At 71.5% G+C, this 16,397-nt stretch carries 9 protein-coding genes; 3 read left to right on the top strand and 6 right to left on the bottom strand.

Annotated elements, in window-relative coordinates; all coding sequences use genetic code 11:
- The first annotated feature begins 294 nt into the window (after positions 1 to 294).
- Together ACZ3TS_RS08950 and glpK are read left to right on the top strand one after the other, a co-directional pair.
- Positions 295 to 1,053 carry an MIP/aquaporin family protein gene (locus ACZ3TS_RS08950; RefSeq protein WP_467615111.1) on the top strand — a complete coding sequence of 253 codons (759 nt, stop codon included), beginning with the start codon at positions 295 to 297 and terminating at the stop codon, positions 1,051 to 1,053.
- Between the two features lie 21 nt (positions 1,054 to 1,074).
- Entirely contained in the window at positions 1,075 to 2,595 is a 1,521-nt protein-coding gene (gene glpK, locus ACZ3TS_RS08945; protein WP_467615108.1) for a glycerol kinase GlpK, read from the top strand.
- A 96-nt stretch (positions 2,596 to 2,691) separates the two neighbouring features.
- Here the strand turns inward: glpK and ACZ3TS_RS08940 are convergent, their stop codons facing one another.
- The 5 genes from ACZ3TS_RS08940 to ACZ3TS_RS08920 all read right to left on the bottom strand — a co-directional run bounded on the left by ACZ3TS_RS08940 (position 2,692) and on the right by ACZ3TS_RS08920 (position 10,725).
- Positions 2,692 to 3,297 (bottom strand): GTP-binding protein, encoded by a 606-nt coding sequence (locus ACZ3TS_RS08940; RefSeq protein WP_467615105.1) that lies wholly within the window; start codon positions 3,295 to 3,297, stop codon positions 2,692 to 2,694.
- Positions 3,278 to 6,895, bottom strand: a complete 3,618-nt coding sequence (locus ACZ3TS_RS08935) for a hydantoinase B/oxoprolinase family protein (RefSeq protein WP_467615101.1) — start codon at positions 6,893 to 6,895, stop codon at positions 3,278 to 3,280. Before ACZ3TS_RS08935 ends, ACZ3TS_RS08940 begins: the two co-directional genes overlap by 20 nt.
- Before the next feature lie 198 nt (positions 6,896 to 7,093).
- Positions 7,094 to 7,489: a DUF742 domain-containing protein gene (locus ACZ3TS_RS08930; RefSeq protein ID WP_467615098.1), complete on the bottom strand. Its 396-nt coding sequence runs from the start codon at positions 7,487 to 7,489 to the stop codon at positions 7,094 to 7,096.
- A gap of 9 nt (positions 7,490 to 7,498) precedes the next feature.
- The gene (locus tag ACZ3TS_RS08925; RefSeq protein ID WP_467615095.1) at positions 7,499 to 7,939 is read right to left on the bottom strand and encodes a roadblock/LC7 domain-containing protein; all 441 of its coding nucleotides are present in this window, start codon (positions 7,937 to 7,939) and stop codon (positions 7,499 to 7,501) included.
- Positions 7,936 to 10,725, bottom strand: a complete 2,790-nt coding sequence (locus tag ACZ3TS_RS08920; RefSeq protein WP_467615092.1) for a sensor histidine kinase — start codon at positions 10,723 to 10,725, stop codon at positions 7,936 to 7,938. Before ACZ3TS_RS08920 ends, ACZ3TS_RS08925 begins: the two co-directional genes overlap by 4 nt.
- 423 nt (positions 10,726 to 11,148) lie before the next feature.
- On the opposite strand from ACZ3TS_RS08920, the gene ACZ3TS_RS08915 reads away from it, so the two are divergent.
- Positions 11,149 to 11,724 (top strand): hypothetical protein, encoded by a 576-nt coding sequence (locus ACZ3TS_RS08915; protein ID WP_467615089.1) that lies wholly within the window; start codon positions 11,149 to 11,151, stop codon positions 11,722 to 11,724.
- A 14-nt stretch (positions 11,725 to 11,738) separates the two neighbouring features.
- Here ACZ3TS_RS08915 and ACZ3TS_RS08910 read toward each other — a convergent pair whose 3' ends face one another.
- A complete protein-coding gene (locus tag ACZ3TS_RS08910; protein WP_467615086.1) occupies positions 11,739 to 16,385 on the bottom strand; it encodes a hypothetical protein in 4,647 nt (1,548 codons plus the stop codon).
- Between the last annotated feature and the right edge of the window lie 12 nt (positions 16,386 to 16,397).

The raw sequence follows: 16,397 nt of genomic DNA, 5'->3' as shown, positions 1-16,397 counted from the left end.
TGCCTCAACCGTTGTCGTCCCCGACCTTGACGCTCTCCGGGTGCCGGTGAAAACTTCCGGATGTCAGTCGGCATCGCCGCATTCGGGCGTATTCAGGTATGCGCCCCTGAGGCCTACGCCAGTAGGACGGGTCATCCCCGACGGGCGATTCCACTGCGCTGGCACGCTCGTCGCGGACGCCGGGCGGGGCGCGGGACCCTCCCTGCCTTCGGCTGAAGTCGCCAAGGGAAACGCCACCTGCACGGAGGACGGACTCGGGGCGGAAGTGCTCCGGGCGAGGGCCTAGGAGCCGCCATGACCCACGGAAGCATCTTCGTCGGCGAGTTGATCGGAACGGCCATCCTCATCCTGTTCGGCGCGGGTGTCTGCGCCGCTGTCACCCTCAACTACTCCAAGGCCAAGGGCGCGGGCTGGGTCGTCATCGCCTTCGGCTGGGGCTTCGGCGTCCTCGCGGGCGCCTACACGGCCGCCCCGAAGTCCGGCGGACACCTCAACCCGGCGGTCACCCTCGGCCTCGCCATCGCCGACGTCACCAAGTGGGGGGACGTCCCGTACTACCTGCTGGGCCAGATGGCGGGCGCGGTCCTCGGTGCCGTGCTGACCTGGCTGCTCTACTTCGCGCAGTTCCAGGCCAACGCCGAGGAGGACAAGGCGCTGCCCACGCTCGGGATCTTCTCGACGGCCCCCGAGATCCGCAATCCCGTCGCCAACCTGATCACCGAGATCATCGCGACCGTCGCCCTGGTGCTGCCCATCCTGTTCTTCGGCAAGAACCTCGGCACCGGCATCGGCCCGATCCCCGGCACCACGGCGTACGGCTCGGGCATCGGGATCCTGCTCGTCTCCCTGCTGGTCGTCGGCATCGGCCTCTCCCTCGGCGGGCCCACCGGATACGCGATCAACCCCGCCCGGGACCTCGGCCCACGCATCACCCACTCCCTGCTGCCGATCCCCAACAAGGGGACCTCGGACTGGGGTTACGCCTGGATACCGGTGGTGGGACCACTGATCGGCGGGGCGCTGTCGGCCCTCGTGTACAAAGCAGCCTTCTGACCCTTTGACGAAGGGGACGTCATGACGGACAACGCCCAGAAGTACGTGGCCGCGATCGACCAGGGCACCACGTCCAGCCGCTGCATCATCTTCGACCACAGCGGTGCGATCGTCGCCGTCGACCAGCGCGAGCACCGCCAGATCTTCCCCAAGCCGGGCTGGGTGGAGCACGACGCCACGGAGATCTGGTCCAAGGTGCAGGCGGTGGTCGCGGGTGCGATCGCCAAGGCCGGACTGCGCGCCGACCAGCTCAGCGCGCTCGGCATCACCAACCAGCGCGAGACGACGGTCCTGTGGGACCGGGCCACGGGCAAGCCCGTGCACAACGCGATCGTCTGGCAGGACACCCGGACGGCCGCCCTGTGCAACGAACTCGGGGGCCCCGACGGGCAGGATCGTTTCCGCGAGCAGACCGGACTACCGCTCGCAAGCTACTTCTCCGGTCCCAAGGCGGCCTGGCTGCTCGACAACGTGCCCGGCCTCAGGGCGCGCGCCGAGCGCGGCGAGATCGCCTTCGGAACCATCGACTCCTGGCTGATCTGGAACCTGACAGGGGGCACGGACGGCGGACAGCACGTCACCGACGTCACCAACGCCGGACGCACGATGCTGATGAACCTGGAGACCCTCCAGTGGGACTCGGCGATCCTGTCCGCCATGAACGTCCCGGAGGCGGTGCTGCCCGAGATCAGGTCCTCCTCCGAGGTGTACGGGAGCGCCGTCGGCCAGCTCGCGGGGGTGCCCGTGGCATCGGCGCTGGGCGACCAGCAGGCGGCCGTGTTCGGGCAGGCCTGCTACGACGTGGGCACCGCGAAGAACACCTACGGCACGGGCAGCTTCCTGCTGCTCAACACGGGGAACCATCCGGTGCCGTCAAAGAGCGGACTGCTGACGACCATGGGCTACAAGATCGGCGGTGAGGCGCCCGTCTACTGCCTGGAAGGGTCGATCGCGATCACGGGCGCGCTCGTGCAGTGGTTCCGCGATCAGCTCGGCATCATCCGTACCGCGGACGAGATCGAGACCCTGGCGGGAAGCGTCGAGGACAACGGCGGTGCGTACATCGTGCCTGCCTTCTCCGGCCTGTTCGCGCCCTACTGGCGTTCCGACGCGCGCGGCGTGATCAGCGGCCTGACACGGTACGTCACGAAGGCACACCTCGCGCGTGCGGTGCTGGAGGCGACGAGCTGGCAGACGCGTGAGGTCGTCGACGCCATGTACCAGGACTCCGGGGTGCAGATCACGACCCTCAAGGTCGACGGCGGCATGACGAAGAACAACCTGCTCATGCAGCACCAGGCGGACGTGCTCGATGTCCCCGTCATCCGCCCGAAGGTCTCCGAGACGACGTGCCTGGGCGCAGCGTACGCGGCCGGCCTCGCGACCGGGGTCTGGAACGACCTGGACGAGCTCAAGTCGCACTGGCAGAAGGACATCGAGTGGACGCCCGCCATGGAGGCGTCGGTACGCGACCGCGAGTACCACAACTGGCGCAAGGCCGTGGAGAAGAGCTTCGGCTGGCAGGAGGACGGGGTGGACTGACGTCACCCTTCACGCGCGTGCACCCCGCGCGCGTGCGCGACTGCGGCTCGTACCCCGGTCGGCGGGGGTACGGGCCGTACGTGCGCCTCCCGCGGATCAGGTGGTGACGCTCTGGCGGGCGTCGGCCGCCTGCGCCATGGCGTGCCGGACGACCTCGATCAGGACCTCCTTGGCCGACTCCCGCTCGCGGGCGTCGCAGAGGACGACCGGGACGTCGTCATCGAGGTCGAGGGCCTGCCGTACGGCCTCGGCGGGGTAACGGGCCGCGCCGTCGAAGCAGTTGACGCCGACCACGAAGGGTATGGAGCGGCGCTCGAAGTAGTCGACGGCGGCGAAGCAGTCCTCCAGACGGCGGGTGTCGGCGAGGACGACGGCGCCCAGGGCACCGCTGGTCAGTTCGTCCCACAGGAACCAGAAGCGGTCCTGGCCCGGAGTCCCGAACAGGTACAGCACAAGGTCCTCGCGGAGGGTGATGCGGCCGAAGTCCATGGCGACGGTGGTGGTGTACTTGCCCTCCACGCCGCTGGTGTCGTCGACCGGACGGCCCGCCTCCGTGAGCACCTCCTCAGTGCGCAGCGGCCTGATTTCGCTGACCGCGCCGACGAGGGTCGTCTTGCCCACGCCGAAACCACCGGCCACGAGGATCTTGAGCGTGACGGGCTCGACCGGAGGCTTGCCGCGCTCACTGCGCCCGAAGATCATCGTTCTCTTCTCCTGCTCGATCGGGGTCGGACGGCGGCGGCCCGTAGCCTCCGCCGCCGGGGGTTTCGACGACCAGTACGTCGCCGGGGCCCACGTCTGCCGAATCACTGCCCTCGAGACGCAGCACGGTCCCGTCCGCGCGTTCCACGCGGTTGGCACCGAGCGCTCCGGGCTTGCCCCCCGCCATGCCGTAGGGCGGGACCCTACGGTGCTGGGAGAGCGTGGAGACGGTCATGGGTTCCTGGAAACGGATACGGCGGACCGCGCCGTCTCCGCCGCGCCAGCGACCGGAACCGCCGCTGCCGTACCGTACCGCGAACTCGTCGAGCAGGACCGGCAGTCGCCACTCGAGGACCTCGGGATCGGTCAGGCGCGAGTTGGTCATGTGTGTCTGCACCACTGGGGCGCCCGGGAAGCCGTCGCCGGCGCCTGAGCCGGAGGCCACGGTCTCGTAATACTGATACCGGTCGTTGCCGAAGGTGACGTTGTTCATCGTGCCGGAGCCCTCGGCCTGCACGCGGAGTGCCGCATACAGAGCGCCGGTGATGGCCTGGGAGGTCTCGACGTTGCCGGCGACGACGGCGGCCGGGGCCTCGGGCGCGAGCATGGAGCCGGGTGGCACGACGATGTCGAGGGGGCGCAGACAGCCGTCGTTGAGAGGGATGTCGTCGGCGACGAGGGTACGGAAGACGTACAGGACGGCGGCGCACACGACTGAGACGGGCGCGTTGAAGTTGGTGGCGAGCTGCGGGGACGTGCCGGTGAAGTCGACGGTCGCGGAGCGCCTGTCGCGGTCCACCCGCACGCGGACGCGGATGACGGCGCCGGAGTCGGTCTCGTAGGCGTACTCGCCGTCGTCCAGGGCGTCGATGACTCGGCGCACGGCCTCCTCGGCGTTGTCCTGGACGTGCTTCATGTATGCCTGGACGACATCGAGCCCGAAGTTCTCGATCATGCGGCCGACTTCGTCGACGCCCTTCTGGTTGGCGGCGATCTGGGCGCGCAGGTCGGCGAGGTTGGTCTTCGGGTTGCGTGACGGGTGGGGCGCCTCGGTGAGCAGGCGGAACGTCTCCTCCTCACGGAAGCGCCCGTTCTCGGCGAGCAGCCAGTTGTCGAAAAGGACGCCTTCCTCCTCGATGGTGCGGCTGTGCGCGGGCATGGAACCGGGGGCGATGCCGCCGATCTCCGCGTGGTGGCCGCGCGAGGCGACATAGAAGAGGATCTGCTCACCCTCCGTGTCGAAGACAGGGGTGATGACGGTGACGTCGGGCAGATGGGTGCCGCCGTGGTAAGGGTCGTTGACCGCATAGGTGTCGCCGGGGCGCATGCGGCCCGCGCGCCGCCGGACGACCTCCTTGACGCTGGTGCCCATGGAGCCCAGGTGCACGGGAATGTGCGGTGCGTTGGCGACGAGATTGCCCTTGGAGTCGAAGAGGGCGCAGGAGAAGTCCAGGCGCTCCTTGATGTTGACGGACTGGGCCGTGGACTCCAGGCGGGCGCCCATCTGTTCGGCGATGGACATGAACAGGTTGTTGAAGACCTCGAGCAGAACCGGGTCGGCTTCTGTGCTGAGGTCGGAACTCTCCGTAATCGCCACGCGTTCCATGACCAGATGCCCGTCGTCGGTCGCCGCGGCCCTCCAGCCGTCGTCGACGACTGTCGTCGCACTGGCCTCGGTGATGATCGCGGGGCCGGTGACGGTTTCGCCGGGAGGCAGGTGCTCCCGGCGGTGGAGAGGTACGTCGCGCCAGGCTCCGCCCGTATGGAGGCGGACGGTTTCGGGCGCGGCCGAGCTGCCTTCGTACGGGGCGAGGGCGGAGAGATCGGGGGGTTCGGTGATGCCGGTGGCTTCCACGGAGAGGGCTTCGACGACGATCGGGCGCTCGAGCGTGAAGGAGTACGTGGCGCGATGACGCTCCTCGAAGGCGTGCTTCATCGTGTCGGGCTCGGTCAGCTCGACGGTGAGGGTGGTGTCCGTGCCGTCGTAGCGCAGCTGGGCCCGGCGTGTGATCCGGATGCGGTCTTCGGGCACGTCCTCGGCGAGGAGTTCGGCGCGGGCGGTGGCCACCAGGTCGTCGGCGGTCTTCATCACGCCGGGCACCGAGGCGGGCTCCAGGGGCGCCTCGACGGACTGTTCGCGCATGGCCGTGGTGTCGGCGAGTCCGATGCCGAGCGCGGACAGCACACCGGCCATGGGGGGTACGAGGACGGTGCGGATGCCCAGGGAGTCCGCGACCATGCACGCGTGCTGGCCGCCCGCTCCACCGAAGGTGGTCAGGGCGTAGCGGGTGACGTCGTGCCCCTTCTGGACCGAGATCCGCTTCACGGCGTTGGCAATGTTGGCGACGGCGATCCGGAGGTAGCCCTCGGCGACCTGTTCGGGGGTCCGGTCGTCGCCGGTCTGCTCGCGGATCTGCCCCGCGAGTGCGCCGAAGCGCTCACGGACGAGCGCGTCGTCCAGGGACTGGTCGCCCTCCGGTCCGAACACCCTGGGGAAATGGGTGGGTTGGATGCGGCCGAGCATGACATTGGCGTCGGTGACGGTGAGCGGGCCGCCTCCGCGGTAGCAGGCGGGCCCCGGGTCCGCGCCCGCCGAGTCCGGCCCTACGCGGTAGCGGGAGCCGTCGAAGTGCAGGATAGAGCCACCGCCCGCGGCGACCGTGTGGATGTCCAGCATCGGCGCGCGCAGTCGGACGCCCGCGATCTGAGCGGTGAAGACGCGTTCGTACGTGCCGGCGAAGTGCGAGACGTCGGTGGAGGTGCCGCCCATGTCGAAGCCGATGACCCGGTCGAAGCCGGCGAGCTGCGACATCCGTGCCATGCCGACGATCCCGCCCGCGGGCCCGGAAAGGATGGCGTCCTTGCCGCGGAACTGTCCGGCCTCGGCGAGCCCCCCGTTGGACTGCATGAACATCAGCCGTACGCCCTCGAGTTCGTCGGCGAGGTGCTGGACGTAGCAGCGCAGGCCGGGCGACAGGTAGGCGTCGACGACGGCGGTGTCGCCGCGAGGGACCAGTTTCATCAGGGGGCTGACCTCGCTGGAGAGCGAGATCTGCGGGAAGCCGATGCGGGCTGCGAGCTCGCCTATGGCGTGCTCGTGGACTGGGTGCAGATGGCTGTGCATACAGACGACGGCGAGCGCGCGGATCCCGTCGTCGTACGCCTCCTGGAGCGGACCGGCGAGGGCGTCCAGGTCCGGGGCGCGCAGGACGGTGCCGTCGGCCGCGATGCGTTCGTCGACCTCGACGACCCGTTCGTACAGCAGCTCGGGCAGTTCGATCGCGCGGGCGAAGATGCTCGGGCGGTTCTGGTAGGCGATGCGCAGGGCGTCACGGAAGCCGCGGGTGATGACGAGGAGAGTCCGTTCGCCCTTGCGCTCCAGGAGGGCGTTGGTGGCGACGGTGGTGCCCATGCGGACGGCGTCGACCGGCTCGCCGTCGTCGAGGAGTGCGCGAACGCCCGCGACGGCCGCGTCGGCGTACCGGTGCGGGTTGTCCGACAGCAGCTTGTGGGTGAGCAGGCGGCCGTCCGGGCGGCGCGCGACGATGTCGGTGAAGGTGCCGCCGCGGTCGACCCAGAACTGCCAGCCCGTGGTCACGTACGTCTCTCCGATCGCGCTGCTCGGAACCGTGTCCGCAGAGGGGTGGTCAACCCGCTGCGGCTGGTCGTCGCCGATCGGTCAGATCATAACGGCCGAGCCGCCACCGCGCCGGTCCGCAGGCGGCGAGTGCGATCGGCGCCGGACCCGCGCGCGGGGGCCTGCGCCCGCCGGCCCGGAGCGCGCGGAAACCCGGGTTCACAAGGCCCGCAGGCCGCTGATCACATCGCGCAGGATGCTCTCGTCCACCAGTTCGGCGGGCGGCACGGGACGCGTCACATGCACCAGTTCCTCGTCCACGAGGTCCCCGACGAGGACGCGCACCACGCCGACGGGCAGATCGAGTTCGGCAGCGAGTTCGGCGACCGACTGGGGGCCGTCACGGCACAGTTCGACGATGTCCACATGTTCCGGGGACAGCGACTGGTCCGCCTCCGGATCGTCAACGTCCGGCTCCGTGACGACCACCGCGATCAGGTCGAGGCGGTGCTGGGCCGCATGGCTCGTGCGGCCACGCGTCATGGCGTACGGACGGACCACCGGTCCGGCCTCGTCGTCGAACCAGCGGCTGCTTCCCTGATCGTCTCCGCTCATGCCATCCCACTACCCGCCCGAGGACAGATCGGTGCGGGGAGCGGAGCCCAGATGTACGCCGACCCGCTTGACCAGGAGGGTCATCTCGTACGCCACCTGGCCGACGTCGGAGTCCGCATCCGCCAGGACGGCGAGGCAACTGCCGTCGCCGGCGGCGGTGACGAACAGGAACGCCTCGTCGAGTTCGACGATGGTCTGGCGGACCCCGCCCGCGTCGAAGTGCCGGCCAACCCCCTTGGCGAGGCTGTGGAATCCGGAGGCGACGGCGGCCAGGTGCTCGCTGTCCTCCCGGCTCAGCTCCTTGGACACCCCTGTGGGCAGGCCGTCGCTCGAGAGAACCAGCGCCTTGCGGATGCTGGCGACACGCTCCACCAGATCGTCGAGGAGCCAGTTCAGCTCTCCCGACGCCTTGTTGGTCGCGCTGGGCCCTGCGGCCTTCGGTGCGGTCATCGACCGTCCCCCTTTGTCGTTCCTGGTGCTGAGCCGTCCCGGGCGTCGTCGCCCGCGGCGTTCTCCTCGCGGCCGCGCTGCCAGCCCCGCTGGAGCAAGGCGAATCGGCTGCGGACCTCGTCGGCGTCGCGTTCGGCGAGACCCGCTCCGTTCGCGGTCCGGGACCGCTCGCGTTCGGTTCGCCGGTCGGGACCTTCCTTCAACTGCGGGGCCAGGCTGGCCTGCCGAATACGGCGGGGCAGCGCGCCCGCGTCCGACTCACCCGGTCCGGCCGCCGCGTCCCGGTGCGAGATGGTCCCGTCCGAGCCGGCCGGGGGCCGGCTGCGGCGCCGCTGAGGCAGGTCTGCGGCCTCGGAGCGGTCACCGGGCAAACGTGCGGTGCCTTCCGAGAGTTCCCCCGAACGGCCCGACGGGCGTCCGGCGCTCTCCAGCCCCGTCACACCGCGGTCGAGCGGACGCGGCTCCTCGTCGGCTCCTTGGCGCCGCGGCCCAGCTCCTGTCACCGGCCGACCGTGCGAGCTGACGAGTTTGGGGGTCCGACGACGCGGCAGCGGGACCGGGGCGCCCGGATGGTCGGTGTCGCCGTCACGCGCCGGTTCCCGCGTGTCCCGTGCCTGCTGGTGCTGCTCGCCGGGGACCTCCGCGAGGGAGTGCCGGGGGCGGAACAGGCCGCCGCGTTCGCTGTCCTCATCGCCGAGCGCACCCGGGAAGTCCTCGAGGGCGTCCAGGTCGACCGGTGCTTCCAGTTCGACCGGGCCGTTCAGGATCGCTGCCGGAATGCCGGGCAGTGCGGCGGGCCCCCGGGACCGTGACGCCGTACGGTCCGCCTCGGTCCCCGCCTCCTTTTCGGGCAGCGGGCGGTCGAGGCGGAAGCCGATGCCGTTGGTATCGGGGACGTCGTCGGTCAGCAGCGTGTCGGGAATGAAGACGACGGCCGTGGTGCCACCGTAGGGGGACGGCTGCAGCGAGACACGGACGTTCTGCCGCTGGGCCAGCCGGCTGACCACGAAGAGACCGAGCCGGTCGGTGTCGGAGAGCTCGAACTCGGGGGTCTCGGCGAGCCGCAGGTTGGCGTCCAGGAGCGCCTCGGCCGCCATGCCGAGGCCGCGGTCGTGGATCTCCAGAGTGAAGCCGTTGGCGACGCGTTCGCCGACGACCTGCACGGCGGTGTGCGGCGGCGAGAACACCGTGGCGTTCTCCAGCAGTTCGGCCACCAGGTGGGTGAGGTCGGCGACCGCAGGCCCGGTGACGGCGACGCGGGGCAGCCGCCGCACCTCGATGCGCTCGTAGTCCTCGACCTCGGCGACGGCGGCACGTACCACGTCCATGAGCTGGATGGGCTTGCGCCACTGCCGGGAGGGGGCGGCGCCGGAGAGGATGACCAGGCCCTCGGCGTGCCGGCGCATGCGCGTCGTGAGGTGGTCGAGACGGAACAGGTCTGCGAGTTCCTCGGTGTCCTCGGTCCTGCGCTCCATGGTGTCGAGCAGGGTGAGCTGCTTGTGCAGCAGGACCTGACTGCGGCGGGCGAGGTTGACGAAGACCTCGGAGACCCCGGCGCGCAGTTCCGCCTGTTTGACAGCGGCCTCGACGGCGGCGCGTTGGAGGGTGTTCAGCGCCTGGCCGACCTCGCCGATCTCGTTCTTGTCGTACTCCAGCCGCGGCACCTCGGTCTCGACGTCGACCTGTTCGCCCGCGGAAAGGCGGCGCATCACGCTGGGCAGCCGCACCCCGGACGCCTCATGGGCCTCCAGGCGCAGCCGGCGCAGATCGCGGATGAGGCCGCGGCCGATGCGCACGGACAGGATCAGCGAGACCAGGAGGGCGACAAGGCCCAGGACGCCCGCGACGGCCGCCTTGATGATGACGTGGACGGCGAGGGGACGGACACGGCCCTGGTAACGGCTGTCGGCCTGCGTGTTCATCGTGTCGAGCCGGTCGAGGACCTGGTGGGCCGCCTCGTCCCAGCTCTTGGCGGTCACGCCGTGCGGGGTGCCGGGGGTGGCGTTGACGACGGTCTGTTCGGCCACGCGCAGGGGTGCGGTGCCGCCGTTCTGCCAGTAGCGCTGGAACCGTCCGCTCTCCGAGCCCGGCAGCAGCGCCAGACTGACGTCGTACATCACGGCGCGCTGGGCGACGAGGTCGGAGACGTCGCGGATCTCGTCGCGAGTGATCCGGCCGGCGACGAGCGCGGAGCCCAGGAGGGCGTCCTCGCGGGAGAGCAGTTCACGGGCCCGGGAGGTGCCGACGAGGGCGCGGCCCTGCTTGTCCATCTCCACGTTGTCGAGGACCTGCAGGTTGGCCAGGAGCGTGAAACAGGGGTCGACCAGGCGGTTGTAGAGGTCGAGGGCCTGGGCGCGGTTGACGGTGCCCTCCTCGACGCTGCGGCGCAGCGGGTCGATGCCGTCGAGGGCGTCCAGGGTCGAGGCGAGGCGCTCGGCGGTGCCCGGCCCCACGTCGTCGTGCAGGCCCTCGTCCCTGCTGTAGCGGCGCAGCTTGCTCACGACCTCGTCGGTGGCGGCGCGGCTGCGGCGGAGCGCGGCGAGTGCGTCGGAGGCGCGCGGGTCGGCTAGGTAGACGAGGGTCTGACGGCGTTCCTGCTGCAGGACACGGACCGTGTCCTCGGTGGGGTAGCCGACCTTCTCGACGACGTACGAGACGTTGAACAGCGACTCGGCCGCACGGCCGGTGAGCGCCGTGGCGAAGGCCCAGATGGCGGTCAGGGACAGCAGCGGCACGAGAAGCAGCGCCACGATCTTCCGGCGGATGGACTTCCCGCGAAAGCGCATGGCCTCCCCCAGCTCGACCCCCTGCCGTCCGGGGGTACACATGTGCGTCAACAAACGGCGTGAGCCTACTACCGAGACACGTGTATCTCGAAGAGCCGGCCTGGCGCACCACCCGCCGGACGGGGAACAGGACATGGGCAGTTGTCCCGCCATTGCGGGAGATTGCCTCCCCGAAACGGGCGTGCGGCGCGAGGCGACACACAGTCGGGAAGCTGGAGCTCTTGGCCGGAATTTTTCGTTCGACGGGAATCTTCACGGAACTCCGATCGTCTTCCTGTACGGGAAACGGGGGCGGATTCGGCCACATGCGCCGCATGCCGCACTCAGGTGGCGTAAAGCAGCGCAAGCCGGGCAGCCACTGGGGAGCCGGGGTCGGGTGACACCGGGACGAGGGGGCTGCGGGCGGTGGGGAGTGACGAGTTGATGGGCACGGCGGAGCGGCGTGAGACGCCCGGGACAGGGGCCACGGCACCCACGACGGAAGGACGGGGCCCACAGGCACCGGATCGCGCCGTTCCGGTGGGCCCGGACGGAGAGATACCGGAGGGGCAAGACCCGGCGGGCGGGTGGGGCGCCGCGACCGGCGAGGAGCAGTACGGAACGCCGTACTACCGGCAGTTGTGGGTCGAGGAGCCCGCGCCCCGGCGGCGGCTGCCGGATCCCGTGCGTACGGCGGCGGTGCGGGCGGTGCTCATCATCGCGGTGACGCTGATCCAGGCGGTGACCGCCGTCCTGTGCACGCTGGCCGGTTCCTGGCTGGCGTTTCCCATGGTGCTGAGCAGCGTGGCGAGCACGGTGGTGGCGACCTGGGGTGTGCTCGACGTCTGGGTCACGCGCCAGGTGTGGAACCAGCGGCATGGGGTGGTGTCGGCCCCGAGCAGCACGGCCCGGGCCCTGCGCCGCGAGCGCCGCACGGCCCGCCGCCGGGCGCGGGTCGCAGAGCGGCGGCAGGAGCGCATACGCAGGCGCGGCGGGGCCGGACAGTTCTCGCACCCGTGACCCCCTGAGCGCCCTTACGGGGTGCCGACAGGCGGTCGTTTGAACATCCGTGTCGCCGTGATCTCGCTGTGCACCGATTCTCCGGCCTGGGGCTGCTGCGGCAGTCCCAGCCGGAGGTGTTCCTCCACGCGGATGTACTTCAGTCCGGCCCGCAGGTCCGCGTCGTTGCGCAGCCTGATGACCAGCGGGAACTCGGCGAGAGCGGTTGTGTCGAACAGACCGGTGGTGTAGAGGAGCTGGACGCCGAGCGCGTCCGACACGGCCCGCTGGAGCTCCAGCAGGTACGTCGCGTTGGCGCGCCCGATGGGGTTGTCCAGAAACAGCGTGCCCGCGTGACGGTGCTTGTCGCGGCCGCGATCGTTGGAGCGCAGCGCGGCCATGGTGCAGTACAGGGCGATGGCGGCCGTCAGCAGCTGCCCGCCGGAGAACACGTCCCCCATCTGCCCGACCGGGACGCGCTCGGCGCGCAGCACGGCGTCCGGCTTGAGGATCTCGACGGCGACGCCCTTCGGTTCGAGCGCCGCGCTGACGCCTCGCAGAAGCAACGACATGCCGTCGCGCCTGAGGTCGGAGTTCTTCCTGACGGCCGCGCGGGTCGCCTCGTCGATGACCTCGCCGAGCCGTTCGGTGAGCGTGGCCTGGTCGGGCTCCTCGAAGCGGATGCGCAGGAACTCCTGCCCGGACCATTCGCCCAGGCCTTCGGGGAGCCGGGACAGCCGCTGCGCGGACCGCAGCGTGGCAAGCGCGGACTCGACGAGGCCCCGCAGCCGGTCCACGATCGAGTCCCGGTTGCGTTCCAGCTGCGCCAACTCGTCGGTCAGCACACGCAAGCGGGGCGCGAAGGCATCCGCCCACCTCTGTGCGTGCTCCGGCAGCGCGGAGGCGGGCAGTTCGCGGATCTGCTGCCGGGCGGGGGTGCGGACCTGCTCGTACCGGGTGGAGTTGGCATGCCGGACGAGCACGTCGGAGGCCTCCCGCACGGCAGCCTCGGCGGCGGACAGGTCGGCGGCACAGCCGCGCAGCGACCGACGGGCCTCGGCGGCTGCCTGACGCGCCTCCTCGAGCGTGCCGGGGTAGGGCTCCGGCTCCTCATGGTCCTCGTCCGGGGCGTGCTCGCGCAGCAGGTCGCGGAGCATGGCCGCGATCTCGTCGAAACCGCTCGCCGCGTCCTCAGCGGCACGGTGGGCCGCGAGGAGTTCGGCGTGGGCCTCGCGCGCCTGGCCGAGCGCCTCGGTGCGGGCGGCCAGTTCACCGGTCGCCGTGCGCAGCAGCGCCTGCGCGTGCTCGGTGTCCCGGGGAACCAGCTCCTCGGGCAGCTCGGTGTGGGTCTCGGCGTTCTCGGGCGCGAGTCGTTCGGCCTCGCCGCGCAGCCGGCCGAGCTGCTCGCTGGCCGTGGACATGCGCGTCTCCAGCAGCTGCATCAGCTCCTCGGCACGCGCGGCGGCCGCCTGCCGGGACGGTCCGTCGGAGCCGTCCGGGGACTGAAGGAGCTGCTCGGCACGCGTGCGCACCTTGTTGCTGAGCCTTTCCAGCTCGGCGAGCGCGGCGGACTCGTCACTCTCGGCCCGCGCCTGCTCGGCCCGCAGGTCGGCGCCGACGCCGACCTTCTCGTAGACCTGGGAGGCGGCGCGGTAGGCCTCGCGGAGGGCGGGAAGGGACGCCTTGGGCGCGTCCGCGTCCTCCTCCGGCACGTCGTCGGGGGCGCCCGCGATCTCCGCGCGCTCGGCACGCAGCGCACGCGCCGTACGGCGGGCGTCGTCGGCGGCCCGCTGGGCGGCGCGCCGGTCCTCGTCGGCTGCGCGAGCGCGCTCCAGACAGGACTGGGCGCGGGCCTCCGACTCGACCGCCTCGTCGGCGAGTTCGCGCAGCTTGACCTGCCAGCCGGCGCGCTCGCGCAGCCGGAAGGCCAGCCCGGCGAGCGCGTCGGCAGCACGGCGGGCCTTCTGCGCGGCCTCCTGCCGCTCATCGCGCACCTGGGCGGCTTCGGCCGCCGCCTCGTCGGCCTCCGCACAGACGGTGCGCGCCTCGGCCAGCTCCGCCTCTGCCTCCTCGGCGAACACGCGGGCGTCCCGGGCGGCCGTGGCGAGTTCGGTGAGCCGTCCTGCCGGGCAGCCGGTGCGCCAGGCCGCCAGCCGGGCCGCCAACTCGCGGTCCTTGCCGAGACGGGCCGCGAGCGCACGGATCTCGTCGTCCCGCGCGGTGGCCCGCGCGCGCAGCGCCTGTCGCTCCTCGTCGGCGGCGTGCTCGTCGTGCATCGCCGGGTTCGGCGGTACGAGGAACACGTCGCGGCTGTGGTCGCCCCCGTCGAGGGCCGGGGTCGGGGCGAGCAGCGCTGCGGCCGTGCCGACGGCGACGGCGGAGCGCGGCAGCAGCGCGGCGTCTCTCAGCGCCTCGCGGGCCCGGGCGTGCGAGTCCGGGTCGGTGATGACCACGCCGTCGACCAGTTCGGGCCGGGCGGCCAGCACGCGCGCATGGTCGGCGGGGTCGACGGCCTGTGCGAGATAGCGCCAGCCGGGCAGCGCGGGAATGCCGTGTTCGCCGAGGAACTCGACGGTCGCGAGCACGTCGGGGCCTGGTGGCAACAGCCCGCCGTCGCCGAGTGCGCCCAGAATGCGCGCGTCGTCGGCCGCCGCGGTGCGCAGTTCGAAGAGCTGCCGCTCGGCGGAGGAGACGGAGTCGTCGAGCAGTTCGCGCAGTTCGTCGGCGAAGCGGTCCAACTCCTCGAGGGTGAGGGCGCCTTCTTCCGTCGCCGGGGCGTCGGCCGTGCTTGTCTCCTCGTCACGGCGGGGTCCGGGAACCCGGGTGCGTACGCCGGTGCCGGGCAGGCTCAGCAGTTCCGCCAGCCGCTCCTGCGCCGCCAGCGCCTCAGCGGTGCGGCGCTCGGCCTCGTAGGCCCGCTCGGCGGCCGTGGCCGCGTCCGCCGCGCGGGCCGCCGTGAGCTCCGCGCGGGACTCGGCCGACGCCGCCTCGCGCGCATGCTCGGAGGCCCGGCGGGAGGCCTCGCGTGCGGTGTCCCAGGCGGCGACGGCCGTCTTCTCGGCGTCGCTGGCGGCGAGCGCGGCCCGCGCCGGGTCGGCGTCCGGCGCGCTGTCGTCCAGCCAGCCCGCTCGCACGGCCTCGGCGGTCTCCTGCTCGACCTCGGTGAGCCGCTGGCGCAGGTGGCCGGCCTCACTGCGGGCGCGCTGCGCCTCGGTGGCAGCGGCGGTCGAGTCCCGGTGGGCGGACTCGCCGGCCTCCTGCAGGGCGGCGGAACGCTCCTCCTCCTCGTTGGCGAGGGTCTCGGCGCCCTCGGCGGCCGCGTGCAGCGCCCGTACGAGATCAATGGCGGCCTTGGCGCGGGCGGCGAGTGCCGGCGCGGCGTCCCGCTCCGCCTCGCGAATGGCGGCCGCCACGCGCACGAAGCGGTCGGCGGCGGCCCGGTGCCGCAGCACGGCCTCGGCGCCCTGCCAGGCGGAGTACAGCTGGCGTGCGTCGGCCAGCTCCCGCTTCTGCGCGGCGGCGGCCTTCTCCGCTCCGGCGAGTGCCAACGATGCGTGCCGGTAGGCGAGTTCGGCCACGATCAGCGCACTGCGCTCGCGGGCACCCTCGGCATGCGTGACGGCGTACGCGGCGGCGGTGACCCGCTGGGCCAGGTCGGCGGCCCGTACCCGCTCCTGCACCCCACGGGCCGAGAGCCGTCGCGCCAGGGTGCGTGTCCGCCGCTCGGCGCCCACGTGGATGTCACGCGCCCGCGACCGTGCCCCGGCGGCGTCGACGATGCGCCCGAGCAGGTCCACCGACCCGGCGGTGAAGTCCCGCTCGGCGATCAGCTCGGAGCGCCGGCCCAGCTTGTTGCCGAAACCGCTGACCAGATCGGCGAGACCGTCGGTGTCCCGGGTGTCGGTGACGGCGCGCAGCAGCAGGTCCGTGAAGTCGGAGTCCTTCTTGACCGCGAAGAGACCTGCGGCCTCGCCCTCGTCGGCGTTCATCTCCCGCTGGTAGCGGAAGAGTTCGGGGTCCAGCCCGAGATCCGTCAGATGCTCGTTCCAGCGGTCGTGGATCTCCTCCCAGTGCACTTCGAGGTGCGGGTACGCCTTGCCCGCCTCCGTCAGGGCGTCCCGGAAGCCCTTCATCGTGCGGCGGCGCCCCTGCGCCCCGGACGCGCCCTCGACGGGCGGCCGTACAGCGGTGGACTCGGCGACCGGCAGGTTGTCGAGGCTCAGCCCGGGTCCAGGCCGGAAGGAGTACCAGGCCTCCGCGAACTTGCGCGGATCGTTGGAGACCTGGCGGCCTCGCCACTCGCTCACCTTGCCGACCACGACGCACTCGCCGGTCAGGGTGTGCTGCCACTCCAGCGCCACATGTCCGCAGTCGTCGGCGAGCAGGAACTTACGCAGCACACCCGAGCTGGCGCCGCCGAGCGTGTTGCGGTGACCCGGCAGCATCACCGAGAAGATCAGTTTGAGCAGGACGGACTTGCCGCCACCGTTCTCCAGGAAGAGCACGCCGGCCGGAGCGGGCCGACGCGGCGGCCCGGCGGGCTCCTCCTCGAAGAACTCCGCCTGGGTGGGTGCGGGATCGGGTACCGGATCACCCACACCCCGCAGGTCCAGCACGGTGTCGGCATAGCGCGCACCGGCCGGCCCGATGGAGTAGAGGCGGACCCGGGACAGCTCGTACATGGCGGCGGACTC

It is taken from the genome of Streptomyces sp. NPDC022910, from assembly GCF_055561075.1.
Note: the sequence above shows the minus strand (reverse complement) of the source record. Positions and strands in the feature narration are given on the sequence as shown.